The following is an 18,185-nucleotide window of genomic DNA, read 5'->3' on the forward strand; positions in this document are numbered from 1 at the left end:
ACATTACACAGCTATTCTCGGAATGTGGAATGTTGCAAAGAATGCATACTTCTCGCGAGTTTGGACAGGCTAACAGGGTAAACCTATTCCCATTTGGTCATAGAAGGAGAGTGTGACATGATGGATCAGACAACACGCGAAACATTCACAGCAGTACAAAAGAATGGTGACGGTGACTTGACCGCCTTCCAGACATCGACAGGCCGTATTCTGGATTATCAGCAAGCGCTGAACGAAGTAAAATCCGGGGCAATCGCTGGTGTGAATGTATTCAAAGGCAAAGACGGAGAAATGTATATTCGCGGCGATGCCGACGGCGACCCGACTAACAACCTTGACCAGCTTCCGAATTTCTGATAAATGTATTCACGATATAACGCCAATCCTTATGGATTGGCGTTTTTGCTGTAACTTCTGCAGAAGTCTGCTACACCTGGGCATACTATTCGCCCTCAACGGAATCAGTAATCCGTAAAATATTTTACTGCATTGCCAGCAGGTTGAGTTTTCCGTACGGGCTTGGGTTCCTGCTCCCAGGCCTGCAAAATCTGTATACTTTCCAGTGTAGATGGTTGAGGCCAGGAGATATATCCTTTCTGTTCAAGCGCTAGCAGTGACTCTCGAATGTGCGCCGGGTTGCGCCCTGTCTTGGTTTCCAGTTCATCCATACGTGGAATTCGCCGCTGCTGACCTGCATAGTTGACCATAATACGAAGTATTTTACGTTCAAAGTCGTTCAGCATACTTCAGTTCTCCCTTCCGATTCCGATCCGTTACAGGGCGCCATGCCAGAATATTTTGCTCCAGAAAAGTCCGGGGTACCCCTTCCATGCCATCAGATGCCCGAATTACTCCGCCTCGCATGCTGTTGATTCGGATCTGCCGTTGCGTAATCTGTCCCACACGATCCATGTACACAAGCTCCACCATCTGGCCAACATACTTCCCTAGCATGATCATTCCTCCAATAAGAACATCTGTTTGTATTCACTATTATATGCGAACATAAGTTCTTTATTCAATAACAAAAAAAGGAATTTTAAAAAATAAAAAAACCAGACATACTCCGCACAACGGAAGTCTGGTTCTTCAGGGGAAGATCGAATATTAGTGACGATCGGATTCAGAAAATTGCACTGTTTTTAACTGTTGCGTATTCGGATTAAAATCCACATTAACATAAACCGCAAATTGCTTGCCGTCTTTGGCTCGAACCCACAGCTTGAACTGCTCTCTGGACTGATTCGCGCTAAGCGACGAACGGCCGATATGTTTGTAATCCAGAATGTCGACATTGTACTTCGTTTGGGTTTCCTTCACGGCGATGATGCCCCATTTCGCATAATCCGGAATGTTGCTGCTTGCTGCCGAAATGGTCGTTGAGATGCCTGCGAAACCTAGAACAAGCGTTAATATCGTTATCATAAGCACTCTCATGCATTTCACTCCTTGGGAGAATGTGTTTGCTGATATCGTGCCCGTTCGGATTACATTTTACACCCAGATTCGCAAAATCCAGACCGCTGGCAACAGCCAAAATGGAACAACTGGCATCAGTTTAACCAATGGATCTACCTCGGAAGTATTACTGAAGCTCATCCCCCAATCCCCGGAAAGAAAATGTTGCTCTGCCTGGGACTCTTCTGTAGGCTCTAAACCATACTTCTCCATAAGTATTTGCCTTGTCTGTTCATCCACCTTAACATCATTCCCTACACCGCTTGCCGCCACATGTGCACTGTTTATGTAAGTTAACATCATTAAACTCACTATTGAACATACGATATGTATCCATCTAAATCTCATATGTATTCCTTCCTTTCTACTTCGAATCCATGACCAAAGATCAGCGCAACACTCTGAACAACTTGTCTGATTGTACATAATAATTGTGAAAATGGAAATACCAAACGGTGAACCATTCAACACGTTCTTCAAGCATTCGTGACAGATACGTGCATGACCCTTTAGACCCATTTCATAGTGAATCTGTTTAAAACATCCATATCCCGTGTAATGGGCTTTGACTGACCAAGCTGAATCCAACGTCCGCCCGAGTCTATTTTCACCCCATATTCGAGGAGGTTATATCTGTATGTTCAAACGTCTGGATGAAATTTTGATTGAAATTCCCAACGTCGAAAAGCCTGATCCCAATGCAGCAGCAGCTATACAGGAATTGCTTGGTGGTAAATTTGGAGAAATGTCCACACTGAACAACTACCTCTACCAATCCTTTAATTTTCGCTCCAAAGAAAAACTGAAACCATTCTACGACCTCGTCATGAGCATTACGGCCGAAGAATTAGGACATGTTGAGTTGGTATCCCATGGAATTAACCATTGTCTCCGAGGATCAACCGAATATAAAGAACCTGATCAGACACCGCTGGGTTCCGTCAAGGATGCAAGGCTATCGTATCATTTTCTGGCAGGTGCACAAGGCGCAATGCCTTTTGATTCGATGGGCAATCCTTGGACAGGCGCCAATGTCTTCAACAGCGGCAATCTGGTAGAGGATTTGTTGCATAATTTCTTCCTCGAATGTGGGGCCCGTACACACAAGATGAAAGTATACGAAATGACCGATCATCCCGCGGCTCGCGAAGTTGTCGGTTTCCTGCTCGTGCGTGGAGGTGTGCACGTGGTGGCATATGCCAAAGCGATTGAAATCGCGACAGGTGTCAATGTAACCAAACTGATTCCGATCCCTTCTCTGGATAACAAAGCCTTCAACGAGGCTCGTAAATACGAAGAAAAAGGCGTACACACCAAGCTGTACACTTACAGCGACAAAGACTTCAATGCTATCGACCAGATCTGGAAAGGCACGCATCCCGAAGATGGACAACCTCTGGAAGTCATTCAGGGCATTCCTCAGGGTTTTCCGATCCCCGAAGCTCCGGCGGTGGAAGAAGAGTTTGCGCCAGGCATCTCACACGAGGACTTCAAGGAGATCGCGCGTCGTCTGAAAATGGCGGGGAATATTGCGGATTAAGAAACGGGTTGTAGTTGGCCTACATGAAAAAAAGCCCTCAAACTCTACTGTTTGAATGCAGTAAAGGTCTGAGGGCCTTTAGAATTAAATAAATAAATTGAGAATATGTAGTTAACTCCTTAACCAAATCGCAATTTTCAGGTAAACGCACCTTTCCCACGACTATAACTGGTTCAGCATAGGTACGATAACGTCATCCAGTTCCTCAATTATCTCGCTATCCGTGGGACATTCTATGATTCTTTCTAAATCAGGTTTTAACATACGCAGACATTCTAAAGGTAATCGAGGGATTATCCCAGTCAGCATAAAATACTCCCAAGTACAGTCTCTTGTTTGAAATACATATTGAATATGAGGAATAAATTCATCTCCGAATCTTAAAGCAAGTCCTCCACGGGCTTCGAAATCGGCCAATTCCCATCCTGTAACCACTCCATAAGTTCAGGTAAAATATCTCTCAGTTCATCATTACTCCGTTTGGCAAGCTTCTTTACAGATTTGATATTAAATTTATCTTTAGGTAACATCGTTCTGATCTGCATTCGTTATGCCTCCTCAGGAAACTGCCCACTTTTGAAAATGCAAAAGTATTTCCTTTACCCCCAAGATTCTGAATTAGATCAACTATAGACTAACGTTACATTTCCATCCGCTAGCACTTCTTTTAACTGTTGAAAATAAGAATCATTTGAACACCATTCATGATTTACATTCTGAAGAACAAGCACGAATGGTGCTATAGCTCCAAATCCACCACAAAGGGAGTCCGCTAAACTATCCAAGTTAAATCCATAATATCCCCCTGGACCGTTAATAGCCTCACCTAAGGCACAAAAAAAGAAGAGGAGTCCTCGATGTTAGTCGCATCCATTTGATATATGCCATTCTGCCGCTCCTGAGAATGAAGCTGGGTTCCTCGATATAATCGGGCGACTTCTAGCCATCCGATTCGTTGTTCTAGAGATAGTCCTACCCATTCGTTCGTTTTAGCTAGAGGTTTTCTTCGCATATTCCAAATGAGCATACTCTCTTCTGTTGCCATTTGGGACAAATCCCCAACCAGTTCAAACTGTGTTAAAACTTCATTAAATTCTGTAAATCGATTATATGAAAGAGGTTCTCTAAGTACAAAATAATATGATCCTATTGAATTCTCTTCGTGATCAAGAATAGTAATCTCTATATTGTTAATACTAAATTTTTTCTCCTTACAATACGCTACAAACTCAACGTTATATCGAAAATGAATTAACATTATTTTATGAAAGTTCTCATCACCGACGGTTTCAATAAGGTTGCCAGTCAACCCAACCAGATCTAAGGATATTCCAATGGTCAAACCACTCTCATCATCAACTAAAGAATACCGATTGATCATCTAGTTTATAAGCTCCTTTAAATTTGCGTAAAGATTCACGTCTAACTCTTAACTTCTAGTAAAACATATGCCCCCTAGAATTTCATCGGATAAACCAGATTCCAATGTCTATTCTAAGAGGTACACTTTAGGCAATAACTTAATGCTGCAGATTCTACATAATGGGACTTAGCCCACTCTATTATCACATTTTGATCGAAATTAATAACCTTAATTTCGAAAACATTAAGTCAATCTCAAAAATATTGTAATGATGTCGAGCAGGAAGCTGCCGCCTTGCACCAGGTACGACGTATCGCCGTCGCGGCTGAGGCCGAAAGGATCAACGTACGAAATACGTATGCATAACGGTTCAGCGATTGCGCCGCGCTGATCGTTTTCGTTACTACACCACGGTTCACGAAACGGCGGATTTCCGGGTTTTACTAGCGCGCCCTCATGTAGTAAAGGCTGTTCGGGTTGGTCATCACGCCATCACGAATGAATAAGCTTAGCAACCCTTAGCCATGCAGATTTACTTGGCACTAAACGGGGAGAGAAAAACCTTGAGGGTGTTAATCCCCAAGGTTTTAGCGTTAGTTATCAATTTCAGCTTTCATTTTGTAAAATAAATCTAAGTGGTACTTTTCTCTCTCCATTAATCCGACATGATGGTCGAAATCAAACGCGATTTCTTTATAACCAAGGATCGTTGAAATTTGTTCGTTATTGGGTTCACCTATAAAATTGAAGTACCAAGAATTTGGAATTTTTTGATCAATGACTTCGAACCATTCATACGGAAACCATACTGGGTCAAGATTTAAATCGGAGTCCGGATGATCAACTTTCAATAAGTAAAACATGTAATTATCCCAATGGCCGATCGAATACACATTAAATGTTTCCCCAATAATTAATGACTCACATTGATAATTTATTGGGTAACCTGCCTTAGTGGATAATGAATCACTTTTATTTGATATACATTTTATTTTCATATAGTACCTCTCTAGGAATTACCTATCCTTAAATTTGAAATCATCATACTGCCTAGTTTTAACATTATACACCCAATGAATTTCTACTCCATTAATTTTCCTACTCATCTTAACCCAACCATCCGCATGATTCCATCTCCTATCCTGCATTAACGAAGGCATTTTAAGTACTGTACCTTTCGTAGGATCAGACATGGCCTTTTGCATTGCTTTTAACTCGGTATCACTCGCAGGAGTAGTTCTGCCAGTTGAACCTTTACCTAAAGGTTTAAAACCCGGTACCCAAGTACAATTCGTATTATGCACCCAAATCGCAAGGTCACTAACAAAGTACGTATGGAAATCATAAACCGTCATATTGTAAACCGTGACGTACTTTTGGACCAGTTCGATGCTGTCTATCTTGAGTGTATTCCCATCGCTCTGAACAAGCAATTCTCCAACCTTGAGATCTTTGACAAACGTCCATCCTTTACCTTTCACATAGAACGGATGATTAAAGGTCGATTCAATCACTTGGTCGCCTACATAGATTTTGTAAATCTCATTCGTTTCATGGTTAAAAGTAGCCGTAACCCCTTTATAAGCTACCTCACCAGTCTCTTCATTCTTGGAAAGAACCTTATCTCCGACCTGAATGTCTTCAATATTCTTCTCTCCTTCATCTGTTTGAACCTTAGTCCCAGCAACAAAGCAATTACAACCTGATGCAGGAGCTTTCGTTTTACCTGCAGTTTTTCCACTACCTTTAGGAACATTACTCGTAACAAAACCCATTGCAAGTGTCGCAGCATATTCCGCTGCTTTCCCTTTAATCAATTCATTTACTAACTGTTCAGTTGCCCAGCTAATATTACCCGCAGATTTAGAATAAGAACTTTTACCCAATGCCATGTCATACAAGTAATTAAATCGATTTCTGCTAAGGTATGAATCGAAGTCATAACGATCTCGAATGGTATTTTTATGCAGGTTAAATAGTGAAATATTGATTCTAGCTTCCTTCAGCAGATATCTCAGCTCTGTAGCGTAGGAAGGCTCTGCCATATGACCACTTGGATCAACATATCTTAACGGATTATTTTTCACATACGCATACAAATTCAAACTTAGCGGGTCATCCAGCTCACCATCAAACGTATCTTCATTAATAAACCTGCCCGTATTTGGATCGTACCACCTTGCTCGCAAATATTGCAACTGCGTCGTATCATCCCATAGTTCTCCGGAGTACAAGAACGGATTATGGACCTTCTCCTCTTTCGACTCCAGATTACCCCACACGTCATACTGATACTTGTTCAGTAATACGCCATTGACATCCCGCAGCTCGGTAATATCTCCGTGCCCATTGCTCTGAACATACGCTTTGCTACCATCTGCATAGATAATCGCTTCCAGCTTGGCACCGCGAATATAGTTCGCTTTGAGTTCTGGCGTGCCGTTGCGCACTTCAGCTTCGGCAATAATCTGAGCGCCATCATCATAATAGTAACGCGTAGTGACACCATTCTCTGTACGCTCGACAAGCAGGTTATCACCGTTGTACTGGTATCCCACTTTTGCCGTACCTGTGGTCACTTGAGTCAGACGATTACGGTCATCATACTGATACTCGCTATTTACAGCGTTGACTTCCTTATCCGACTGCATGGTCAGGCGGTTGCCTTGTTTATCATAGGTGTACTGCTCGTTATTGCCACTTGACGTGACCATCCGATCGAGTTGGTCATACGTAAAGTCGTCCTGTACGCCTTGCTGTACACGCTTCGTTATGTTTTTGTTGTTATCATAACTGTAGTTGTACACACCAAGTGTAGCTTGATCTCGCACTTGCTCAAGTCCCACCAGATCCAGACCGTTATACGTTTTGCGATCATTTACTCCATTTAGTGATTGGGACGATTTAAAGAGACCATTCAGATAATGCGTGTACTGCGCGTCTGGCGCGTTCTTCGCTGTTCCTACCGATGTCATTCGGTCCATCGCGTCATACGTGTAGTAAACCGTGTTGCCAAATGGTCCTTTCATCTCGGTCTGGTTGCCGTTCAGATCATAGGTGAACTCTGCAGTAAGTCCATCCGGATAGGTCATTTTTGTCAATTGCTCGGTTGCTGGGTCATATTGATACCCCGTCGTACCCGTGCGATCTGTCATGCTCGTACGTTTCCCTAAGGCATCAACAGTATAGCTGATCGTTTCGTCCGAGCTCACTTTACGGAGCAAGTTACCACGCAGATCATACTCATATGTGAATGTATTTCCATTGCGATCCACATATTTCGTCAAGTTACCGCCAGGTGTATAGTAGCTTTTCGTGATATTACCTGACTTGTCTTTTGTCTGAAGGCGACGATTCAGCTGATCATACGTATTTTCTTTCACGTTACCTGCCGGATCAATTGTCTTAGTTAGATTAGCTGCCAAGTCGTAGCTATATTGTGTCTGTTCTCCATTGGCGCTGGTCACTTCGCGGAGCTGGCCCATGACATCATAACTGAATGCAGTCACATTGCCATTACCATCGGTTTGCTCCAGCGTTTGACCGCTGATGTTATCGTATTTGTTTTTCTCCAATACTCGGAGGACCTGATCCAGCTGCGTTTTCTCTTCCGTTTTGATGCCTTTGCCCCACTTATCATAGGTCGCAATCTGCATATAGCCTTCAGCATCCGTACTTGTTGCTGTACGAGCTACATCATCGTATTTCATGGATATGGATGTACCGTCAGCTCCGGTGGTCATCACCACACGGTTCCAGTTATCGTACGTATTACGAGTACGGTTGCCCAGGGCATCGTCTGTCCAGGCAGCCCGGCTATACGGATCATATCCTTTACGTTGTGAGACTACATAGCCGTTTCCTGAGAAGTAACCATTCTCAATCGCCTGACCCAGTGAACTCCATTTCTGTAACCGTTGCTGCCCTGACTCGTCCGTCACTTTGATCGTATTGTTGATATCATCGTAATCCGCACGGAGCTTTGTTCCATCCGTTTGCGTTACCTCAATGGTACGCCCTATAGCATCCATGCGATACTTGGTTGTACGCTGCTCTGCATCTGTAGAAGAGATCAAGTCACCGGTGGTCATGTCATATTCAGACGATGTGCTGACCGGCGTTGTTTGACCATCCACATCGGTCACCATCATGCTCAGACGCGTTGGAAACGCATTTTGATAACGACCATCATATTCAAGTGTCGCATTTCGTTCTTGTTTGCCGTCCGAAATGCGCTGGGTTAACAGGTTACCATAGGCATCATAGGTGTAATCTGCCTGTGTCAACAGTTCACCGCCGGCACTATCTTTACGATTCACAATTTGCTTAATGTTACCGAGGTTATCCCGTGAAAGAACTGTATATTTCTTGTTGGTCGCATCCACCATGTCGGTGACACTCGTTAACCAGTGTCTAGTGTCATCATACGTACTGGTCGTGGTGCGTCCCGTTGCATCCGTTACCGACGTAATATTGCCGTAATCATCCACCTGTACGGTGGTCGTTAAGACATCTTTGGCCTGGTTATCGGTTACCGTCGTTACCGTCGGTGTTGATGCAGCATAACTACGTCCTTTGACCGTTTTACCGTAGGTATTGGTTGTTGTCTGGGTTTTTCCCTCTGCACTAACCAGGGTCCGATCCAGATAAAACTGGGCTGGTGTGTCATTGGTAATAAAATCTTTACGGTAGTTGTATTGCGTATTAGTTAATCCATTACTTACCGAGACAGCAAACGTTGTATCCTGTGAGAATGTAGCTCCCAAATCGGACGTATAGCTATACGTCTGACGGTTGAAATCTTCTGTTGATCCATTTTCATACGTAATCTGATCTTTACGAGACAAGACACGGTAGGCATCATTGAAGGACTCTTCACCAAGATAACGCTTAACCGGCCCGTTTTCATAATCATAGAACGTTTTGGCACCCGTATTATGCTGAACTGATGTCAGAAGCGCATACGGGTTGAGTGCCGCACGTTCCGGGCTAAAGCCAGGCAAGTTAAACTTGGCATCCGCCAGTTTATAAGAATACGTCGTTTTTCGTCCTAGCGGATCAATGACCGAATCAAGCAGTTCCATACCGTTTTTTGTCTGTTTATTATATGTGACTGTACGGTTCCCCTGCACAATCGTTACAGCTGACGATGTATAACTGATACGAATCGTATTGCCTATAGCATCCTTCACTTGGGTTAACAGTTTGCTGTTATACACCGAATTGTTTTCATAGAAAAATTGAACCGTATTTTTTTGTCCGTCGGAGATCTGAAGCAGACGCCCACCCGCAGAGAAATATTGCTTGATTAATCCATCCGCAGAAGTCATCACCAGTGAAGACGTTTCTCCATTTACACTAACCGTCGTATCCGGACTAACTGTGATGCCTTCCCAGTCGTACCCTTTTAGCGTATTACCTGCAATTTCGTAGCGACCGCCATCGGCCAGCACCATAAACGTTTTGTTATTCTCCGTTTCGGTGTAAGGCAGTTTCCATGACCACCCCTTACCCAGTGGTGCTCGTTTGTCCGCAGCGGCAGGAATTGTTTTGTTATAGTAGGTGACATCTGTGTTATTGCCCACTTGATATGCCCGAATCTCGGCATTAGGCTGGGAAGCAATATAATAGTTGTAGCCATCATTGATTCCGTTCTGGAACTGTACATTGGCATGATTATTAATCTCGGTCTTGATACTGCTCGCATCGGACCAGTAGTCTGTACCATCTGTAGCCTGCGTAGTTGATTCTGCCGCTCCCTCCGTAATCTCGGTTTCTACCCACGGGAGCTCATTCACATTGTAGGCTTTGCGTTGCTTGCCTCCGCCACCCAGAAGCACCCAAGAATCGAACCTTCTGCCTGATGTGCTCGCGGGCTTGATAACTGTACCCGAATAAAGTTGGGAGTAATTGCGTGTGTCTGACGATGGTATGGATACAGAACCGTCATATTTCGCTTCCCATGACTTGGTACATACAAAATTGGCTACCGATTTATTCGGTGATGGACAAGCTTTCGTATTGGTTACAGATGACCGCGTCAGCGTAATGGTCTGGCCTTGAACCGTAGCTGTCTTGGTTTGCGGACAAGGGCTCTCTGACCCGGTTTGTACCCAGTTTCCTTTGGCATCATATTTACCAGGAATGGAATTTACGCAGGTTTGAGTAGGGGCCGTAATCGTTCGAGCAGGTTTATACTCTCCTGAAACCACAGAAGGGCTCCCCTGTTTATTGAGTGTTCCGCTAAAAACACCATTGTTGTAACTCACACTTGAAGCAAAACTGTTGACATTTGTTGAATATCGGGTTGTTTGCTCTGTACGCGACTCCGCGGGTACGGGGTATACAATGGGTTGCTTGGCTGCTTGTTTGGCCTCCGCCTCGGTAGCATACGTACCTAGAAGTTTCGTTTTTCTTTCCTGAATTTCGGTTTCGAGATCGATCACACCATCGCCGTCGTTGTCCATCTGATACCACATGTTTTCGCTATATTTCACATGGTATTTCGGGATTTTCTTTTTGCGAATGGCACTATACGTCACAAAATATTTGTAGACAGGATACTCGTATGTGTTAAAGCCTACTTCCTTATCATAGAACTGCGCTTCGGACGAGTTATACTGCCGTTGTAAGGAGAATCCCATACCACCACGTCCTGGCAGCGTTGCATCCACATGCTCCAGGATTAAGGAACCACTTAAATTAGAGATGGCTTCTCCATTTTCACCTACGGAATAGGGCGCCTCGTTAAATGAATTCTTGTTGAACACCGGCGCTTTCTCGGAAATATGTTTACCCGGATCAGGCACACTGGTTGACGCAGCCAAAGGCTGGATAACATCTGAAGCTGTACTATGGCTCGCTTCATCTGCTGGTGCAGTGTTATTCTCTTGATTCCCCGTAACGGAATCCGGGGCTGTCGTTGATTCTGACTGTTGGCCCTTCTCTTGAGTTGGTTCCTCCCCGGCAGGCTGGCTTGTTTCAGGAGCACTACTCTCTGAATCTGTTACAGGCTGTTCGACCGCTTCGGATTTCTCTTTGTCGGCCTCCTCATCTTCTGTCTGCGGTTGAGCAGGATCGGTGCCTCCATAAACCTCTTCGGTTACAGCAAACGTATCATATCGTTGCATGATACTGGACTGGTCAGCCTCAACACTCACAATCGACAATTCGTTGTTAAGAGAACCTTCTGCATAGACATCACTGGTTACGCTTTGAGATTCATTGATTTCTTTCGGATAAAGGGTATTCAGTGCTTCTTCAAATCCCATTTGACTATCTCTCATTTTGAAAAAGGCTGAGAGGATTTGATTCAAGTTATATCCCTGATCCAGGTAACCTTGAATAAAACCTTCCGTTGTACCGAATTCGCTGATCATCACTTGAACCAGATCCGTAGTCTGACTCTGTTCTTCCTCCGCGTATGTAGTCGCCGGTATCCAGTTGCCAAAAAGACCTAGCAGGACTGAAAAGATAAGAATAATATTCATAAACTTCTTCATTTTAGAATGTTTCAACTAAGTTTCTCTCCGTTCAATAAGTAGTAGCTACAATGTGCTGATCGTCTATGGATTGACCACCGTTGTTTTTTTCAAATTCCCATTTTTGTCGTATTCATAACTTATTCTCTTGCCGGATTCATAGATAATGCTCGTAAGCTGGCCTGAAGAATTATAGACGTAAGTATATTTTCCAATCCCTCTTTTTTTCACCGTATTACTTGCTTCGGACTCTTGACCTGACGTGGCTTTTGCTTTGATATAAAAGTTGTATTCTTTCGTTGCGTCGAGATTGTTGATAATAAAGTTTTTTTCTTTGGTACTACCGATTATCACGTTGTTCTGGTAGATGTTGTATCCATCTTCAAGCTCATTCTGTGCTTTGGGTTGATCCCATGACAATTGAACAGAAGAAGAGTTTACGACTTTAAGTTTAAGATTTTCAGGCTTATCTAACATCATGATTTCTTCTTTGGGTTGATCGTTAATCGTTATAAGCTGAGGAGAGGTTAATGCTTTTCCGTCATTATACTCCGATGGGTATCTTAAATCCTGTCCCCAGATATAGATTTGAGAAGTTTTACTAACCGCACCACTGATGTTTCCATCCCCTGCTGCTACAGAATCTATGTCCAGCAAACCAGGCACTTGGGTAGGGAACAAGCGTTCTTCCTTAGTTCCGTCTCCTAACTGTCCGTAAATATTTCTCCCCCAAGCCCAAACGGTCCCATCCATTTTAAGAGCAAGCACATGTGTTTTACCTAAGGCCATTTGTTTAACTGGACCCAAGCCAGCAATAATTTTGGGAACGATTCTATTCTCATGAGTTCCATCTCCTAGTTGCCCGAAAAAATTATCTCCCCACATCCATACATTATTGTTCACATCAATTACAGCAATGGTATTTATAAAGCTACTGTTATAATTGCGAAAGAAAGTAGAATAGACATGCTTAATCTTTGTTGGAAATTCAATTTGGACAGGATCAAAACTGAGGTTAGTATTTCCATTTTGTAATGCTCCCCAACCCCATAATGTACCATCCTCTTGAAGTGCATATGTTGTCATATAGCCAGCAGCTATTTCTGTAACTTTCTCCAGATTGGGTACTAATGTTGGTATATCACGTTTTTTTAGACGCTCTCCCAAGCCTAATTGTCCTACAGAATTTATGCCCCAAGTCCAGACGGTTCCTTCCTCGGTCAGAACGGCATAAAAGTTCTTCCCTTCTGCTACCGTTTTTACATTATTCAATGAAGAAAAACCAGACTCCAAACCGGAATTAGTTTTCTGCCAGCTCAATACTTTACCTTGCTTTGTAATCCCATAACTACTGTTTGTCCCTGCAGAGATGCCAACCATATCTGTTGCTGAAGGAATAGCTTTCAGGTCATCGAATTCTGCATCAGACTCTCGTCCCAATTGACCACTATTCTCTCCTGCTGACCAGATGGTTCCGTCTCTACCTAATACCAAAAAATGTCTCTGCCCAATAGCTATCTGATTAACTGGCTTTTCGACTTTTTTGCTCTCTGCTTGAACTAAACTTGTAACACCCAAAGTAGAAAGTAGACTTAGAGATATTAATAATTTAACTGCTACTTTAATTTTCATTATTTAGAATGTTCACCCTTACTATAGTATTATCGTTTACTTTCTGTAATGCGATATGTTCTCTTCACACTGATCATCCTCGCTCCTTTTCATCTATTAGTTGTCAAATAGCTTTATCATTATCGTTTATTCATCTGCAATAATAAATAGGCTTATTTTGTATTTAATTGTCTTTTTTTGTCGAACAAAATCCTGATTTGATATATAAAATCTTATATATGTATAATTGTCCAATTATGATTGGTTTTTTATAACTCCAACAATTTAATGCAACACATATAATAATTATTCATATGATATGTGCTATATATAAAAATCGAGTTATTTTAGACAATGGTTTCAAAATAAAAATATCCTTTACACAGATAATTTCTGGTAAAGGATCGGTTATTAGACGAGTTACAATTACATCCATCTCAGATGTAAAAAACTAATTTTGATATAGTCCCATATGATATATGCATCATCTTGTTATCTTCCCAACAATAAATCATTGCACATTTAAGTTGATTAACACTTGAAATAATAATCTATTCATCACTTCCTTTTCCCACGCCACCAATACCTTCCCCACACGCCCACCACACCACATAACAGCAACGCACAGTATGCCCAAGCAAACAGCATGGCAAGCCCTAACCCGATGTTGGCATCCAAACGTTCATCGGTGATGTAGGTATACAATGCAAACGTAAGAGGTACGGCGCCGATGATAAAAAATCCAATAAACCAGCCAACCAAGTTTCGAGGGGGGTAACCTTTGTCATGCCCCATCAGTTTACGAATTCCCAGCAATAACAACGATAAAATTAAAATAAAACCGAGACAGGTAAGTAGTATTTTAGTCAGATCTGACATGTCAATTGCCTCCTAGTAGATAGACTGTTTGTCAATAAAACTTCACTGCTTCTCGTAAACATATTATACATTTCAGTCCAATCTATACCTATCATTACCCAAAGGAGGTTTCTTTTTGTGTTTAATGCTCCTATTTTTACTGTTCGTATCATTTTACTGGCCTCTCGGTCCTTTAATAACAAAAAAATACCCCGGTATACATACCAGGGTAGATTCACTATTCTATCGAAGTTTCAGGAAGAACGATGTGAATTGAAAGTGATGGTTTATCAAAATTCACCGTTGCACCTATGGATTCACTGATAAATCTGAGGTTCACATATAATGTGTTGCCTCCAAGAAAAGGTGTTTGTGATAAGGCAAATGATTTCCCATTCACAAATGCTGTCTTTTTATTCTCGCTTAATTTTATAACTGTAGCACCGTCTTGACTGCTTGCCGTCACTGTTTTGTTGATATTGTCCCAACTTACCTTCATATCATATTTCTCGAATATTTCACGAAAAGGAACCATAGATACTCCTGAGTATGCAACAATCGCATCAAAATCCAGCTTCTCTTCGTTTACGTAGATAGTCGCCCGAGGTGCCTCTCCTGCTGCAAAAATACTCGTTGAACATATAGACATGATTAAAAGGATAAGACCAAACGCAAATAATTTCTTTTTCATATGTTTCCCTCACTTTCTTCACAAATTTTCGTCAGCTATTATTGTAACGATATTATCACCACTTCTAGTAATAGATGCATGATCTGTAAGAGGAGCACTGAAAGCGCTACTAGGCACTGCAACATCATTGACTTCTATGCTAGAGGATGATGCTACGCCATATCACTTTGTTCTTCGCATTTCTCTTTGATCTAATTAATGTATTTTTATTCAATTTCCTGACAAAATGATAATACTACTTTTCTCCTTAATATCAATATGTACATATACAAAAAAAACTCGAAACTGAAGTTATTACTTCGTCTCGAGCCTTTTGTATGATAATTGAATTGTTGCTGTAATTACTTATTACTAACGAAAACATTCTTAAATTCGCTCCGTGAACTATGCACCAAACTGCGCATAGTGCAGTCGACTGTAGATGCCGCCCGAAGCCAGCAGTTCCTCATGACGTCCCTGTTCCGTGATGCCTTGCTCGGCCACGACCACGATGCGGTCTGCGTTTTTGATCGTCGCCAGCCTGTGGGCAATGACCAGTGTCGTACGTCCTTCGGACAGCTCCGCGAGGGATTGCTGAATCGCTGCTTCCGTTTCCGTGTCGAGCGCAGATGTCGCTTCATCCAGAATGAGAATCGGTGGATTCTTCAGGAACATGCGAGCAATGGATAACCGTTGCTTCTGTCCCCCGGACAGCTTCACGCCGCGTTCACCAATCAGTGTATCCAGCCCTTCCGGCATGGACAGAATCAAGGATTCCATCTGGGCCCGACGAGCCGCCATCCAGATTTCCTCTTCTGAGGCATCCAGTTTGCCGTACGCAATATTTTCCCGAATCGTACCATCGAAGAGGAATACATCCTGCTGCACGATCCCGATCTGGCTGCGTAAGGAATCCAGTGTCATGTGCTGAATATCCTGACCATCAATCGTGATGCGCCCTTCCAGCACATCATAGAATCGTGGCAGTAAACTGCAAAGTGTTGTTTTCCCCGCACCCGACGGACCGACCAGAGCGACCGTTTCACCGGCACGAACACTTAGATCAATACCTTGAAGTACAGGCTCTTGATCCGAATAACCAAAAGTTACTTGCTCGTAACGGATATCTCCGCGCAAATGGGATACCGCAACGGCATTAGCATGGTCTTTGACCTCTGGCTCCATATCGAGCAGGTCCGTATAACGTTTGAAACCTGCAATGCCTTTAGGATAAGTCTCGATAACCGAATTAATCTTCTGGATCGGCGTCAGGAACACATTCGATAACATGATAAAGGCAATAAACTCACCATAGGTCATACTGCCGTTAATCACAAACCACGTTCCGCATACGAGTACAAACAACGATACCAGCTTCATCAGTACATAACTAATTGATGAGTTCCAGGCCATAATTTTGTACGCGACCAGCTTGGTTTGACGGAAACGACCGTTGTTTACCGCGAATTGCGCTTTTTCATACTCTTCATTGGCAAAAGCCTGAACCACGCGAATACCCGTAATATTGTTTTCTACACGCGCGTTAAAATCGGCAATATCCCCGAACATTCGGCTGAAGGCCTTGGACATTTTGTTCCCGAAATACAAAGAAAGATAGATAATAAGTGGCACAATGATAAACGTCAGAATGGCCAGATTACCGTTAATACTCATCATGATGCTGAATGCACCTACAAGTGTCATCACCGCGATAAATACGTCCTCGGGACCGTGGTGGGCAATCTCACCGATATCCATCAGATCATTTGTCATACGGGATACCAGATGTCCTGTCTTCGTATTGTCAAAATATCGGAAGGACAACTTCTGCACATGATTGAACAGACTTTTACGCATATCCGTCTCGATATTAATCCCTAGCTTGTGTCCCCAATACGTTACAACGTAATTCAGGAATGAATTCAGCAAGTAAATGCCCAACAGTCCTAGACACGCCCATAAAATCCAGTCCCACCGTCCACCTGGTAGCAGATCGTCCACAACCCGGTTCACAGCTAGCGGAAAAGCCAGCTCCAGCAACGCGACCAGAATTGCACAGGTAAAATCCAGAATGAACAGTTTTTTGTACGGCCTGTAATAGGCAAAAAAACGACGAAGCATGAACCTAGTTCCCCCTTACGGCAATCCTCCGTCAATATGATGATTACCTTCTATTTCGTCCTGCTTAAAAGATACAGGAAGTATGGTGCACCCAGAATTGCAACCAGAATCCCGGCTGGAATCTCTGAAGGTTGCAAAATGACACGTCCCAGCGTATCCGCGACCAGAACGAGCAATGACCCGACCAGTGCAGATGCAGGTAGCAAAAATTGATGTTTTGGCCCAACCAGACGGCGCGCCAGATGAGGCCCGATCAGACCAACAAAACCGATACCGCCACTTACAGATACACAGGCTCCTGCGAGAATGGCTGCCGCAGCAAGCAAAATCATTCGCTCACGCTCTACGGGAGCACCAAGCCCGCTTGCTGTCTGATCCCCCAGGTTTAATACATTCAACACACGAGCCTTCGCCAGCACCAGAGGTACAAGCACAAGAATAAAAGGTAGCAGTGCAATAACAAATTTCCAGTTGGAGCCCCAAATGCTGCCCGCAAGCCAGGTGGCTACAAATTGGTATTTCTCCGGACTAAGCCGCAGCGTTAACACGATCATAGCTGAACTGATACCGGCTGCAACTCCAATTCCCGTTAGTAGCATACGGGTCGGCAAGATGCCCTCCCCTTTTTTGTAGGAAAGGATATAGATCAGAAATGCTGCAAAGCTCGCCCCAACCAGCGCAAGAATGGGGAGCAGAAAGATCGGTGCGGCTGTTGTCGTTGGGAAAAAAGAAACAAACAGCATGACCATAAGACCCGCTCCTGCATTAATACCAAGAATTCCCGGATCAGCAAGTGCGTTGCGCGATATCCCTTGCAGGATACAACCCGACAATGCCAGCCCCGCTCCAATCAGAACAGCAATCACTATGCGAGGCAGCCGGAATTCAAACAGGATCAGTTCCTGCTTCGGTGTGCCGCTGCCAAACAGTGTCCGTAAAACCTCCAGCGGTGAAAGCTTGGTAAATCCGGTATTCATACTGATGATAAAAGCTGTAATAATCAAGAGACCGAGCACAACAAGAACAACGATACCTTTCGTTTTCTTTTTGCGCTCTGCGCCAACCATAGTTGAGGAACCCATC

At 43.3% G+C, this 18,185-nt stretch carries 17 protein-coding genes; 2 read left to right on the plus strand and 15 right to left on the minus strand.

The annotated features are described in order from the left end of the window. Nucleotides 1–120: 120 nt before the first annotated feature. Nucleotides 121–357: a DUF3892 domain-containing protein gene (locus tag Q9R46_RS14820; RefSeq protein WP_123062846.1), complete on the plus strand. Its 237-nt coding sequence runs from the start codon at nt 121–123 to the stop codon at nt 355–357. 104 nt (nt 358–461) lie between these two features. Here the strand turns inward: Q9R46_RS14820 and Q9R46_RS14825 are convergent, their stop codons facing one another. The 4 genes from Q9R46_RS14825 to Q9R46_RS14840 form a co-directional block, all read right to left on the minus strand. Beyond that, the gene (locus tag Q9R46_RS14825) at nt 462–743 is read right to left on the minus strand and encodes a LexA family transcriptional regulator (protein ID WP_145331955.1); all 282 of its coding nucleotides are present in this window, start codon (nt 741–743) and stop codon (nt 462–464) included. Then, nucleotides 727–954 carry a hypothetical protein gene (locus tag Q9R46_RS14830; RefSeq protein ID WP_311280571.1) on the minus strand — a complete coding sequence of 76 codons (228 nt, stop codon included), beginning with the start codon at nt 952–954 and terminating at the stop codon, nt 727–729. Before Q9R46_RS14830 ends, Q9R46_RS14825 begins: the two co-directional genes overlap by 17 nt. A gap of 153 nt (nt 955–1,107) precedes the next feature. Then, complete coding sequence (locus Q9R46_RS14835) at nt 1,108–1,437, minus strand: DUF3889 domain-containing protein (protein WP_090923692.1); 330 nt, start codon at nt 1,435–1,437, stop codon at nt 1,108–1,110. 57 nt (nt 1,438–1,494) lie between these two features. Beyond that, nucleotides 1,495–1,806 carry a hypothetical protein gene (locus Q9R46_RS14840; RefSeq protein WP_090923693.1) on the minus strand — a complete coding sequence of 104 codons (312 nt, stop codon included), beginning with the start codon at nt 1,804–1,806 and terminating at the stop codon, nt 1,495–1,497. 289 nt (nt 1,807–2,095) lie between these two features. Here Q9R46_RS14840 and Q9R46_RS14845 point away from each other — a divergent pair, with 289 nt between their 5' ends. Beyond that, entirely contained in the window at nt 2,096–2,998 is a 903-nt protein-coding gene (locus Q9R46_RS14845) for a manganese catalase family protein (RefSeq protein ID WP_123062476.1), read from the plus strand. A 162-nt stretch (nt 2,999–3,160) separates the two neighbouring features. Here the strand turns inward: Q9R46_RS14845 and Q9R46_RS28585 are convergent, their stop codons facing one another. From Q9R46_RS28585 to Q9R46_RS14890, 11 genes are all read right to left on the minus strand, one after another. Further along, on the minus strand, nt 3,161–3,433 hold the full coding sequence (locus Q9R46_RS28585; protein ID WP_397386353.1) for a DUF5071 domain-containing protein: 273 nt from the start codon (nt 3,431–3,433) through the stop codon (nt 3,161–3,163). Next, entirely contained in the window at nt 3,379–3,543 is a 165-nt protein-coding gene (locus tag Q9R46_RS14850; protein WP_311280572.1) for a DUF5071 domain-containing protein, read from the minus strand. Before Q9R46_RS14850 ends, Q9R46_RS28585 begins: the two co-directional genes overlap by 55 nt. A 78-nt stretch (nt 3,544–3,621) precedes the next feature. Further along, a complete protein-coding gene (locus Q9R46_RS28590) occupies nt 3,622–3,783 on the minus strand; it encodes a hypothetical protein (protein ID WP_397386354.1) in 162 nt (53 codons plus the stop codon). Between the two features lie 41 nt (nt 3,784–3,824). After that, nucleotides 3,825–4,379: a hypothetical protein gene (locus Q9R46_RS14855; RefSeq protein WP_311280573.1), complete on the minus strand. Its 555-nt coding sequence runs from the start codon at nt 4,377–4,379 to the stop codon at nt 3,825–3,827. Nucleotides 4,380–4,954: 575 nt separating this feature from the next. Continuing rightward, complete coding sequence (locus tag Q9R46_RS14860) at nt 4,955–5,359, minus strand: hypothetical protein (protein WP_311280574.1); 405 nt, start codon at nt 5,357–5,359, stop codon at nt 4,955–4,957. 18 nt (nt 5,360–5,377) lie between these two features. Then, nucleotides 5,378–11,878 (minus strand): polymorphic toxin-type HINT domain-containing protein, encoded by a 6,501-nt coding sequence (locus Q9R46_RS14865; protein ID WP_311280575.1) that lies wholly within the window; start codon nt 11,876–11,878, stop codon nt 5,378–5,380. 48 nt (nt 11,879–11,926) lie between these two features. Next, nucleotides 11,927–13,474: an RCC1 domain-containing protein gene (locus tag Q9R46_RS14870; RefSeq protein WP_311280576.1), complete on the minus strand. Its 1,548-nt coding sequence runs from the start codon at nt 13,472–13,474 to the stop codon at nt 11,927–11,929. A 537-nt stretch (nt 13,475–14,011) separates the two neighbouring features. Further along, on the minus strand, nt 14,012–14,332 hold the full coding sequence (locus Q9R46_RS14875; protein ID WP_311280577.1) for a hypothetical protein: 321 nt from the start codon (nt 14,330–14,332) through the stop codon (nt 14,012–14,014). Nucleotides 14,333–14,549: 217 nt separating this feature from the next. After that, on the minus strand, nt 14,550–15,002 hold the full coding sequence (locus Q9R46_RS14880; RefSeq protein WP_311280578.1) for a copper amine oxidase N-terminal domain-containing protein: 453 nt from the start codon (nt 15,000–15,002) through the stop codon (nt 14,550–14,552). A gap of 384 nt (nt 15,003–15,386) precedes the next feature. Then, complete coding sequence (locus tag Q9R46_RS14885) at nt 15,387–17,102, minus strand: ABC transporter ATP-binding protein (protein WP_145413870.1); 1,716 nt, start codon at nt 17,100–17,102, stop codon at nt 15,387–15,389. A gap of 50 nt (nt 17,103–17,152) precedes the next feature. Next, complete coding sequence (locus Q9R46_RS14890) at nt 17,153–18,184, minus strand: FecCD family ABC transporter permease (protein ID WP_311280579.1); 1,032 nt, start codon at nt 18,182–18,184, stop codon at nt 17,153–17,155. Nucleotide 18,185 lies beyond the last annotated feature (1 nt).

The sequence above is a fragment of the Paenibacillus sp. RRE4 genome (genome assembly GCF_031844205.1).
Classification (GTDB): domain Bacteria; phylum Bacillota; class Bacilli; order Paenibacillales; family Paenibacillaceae; genus Paenibacillus; species Paenibacillus xylanexedens_B.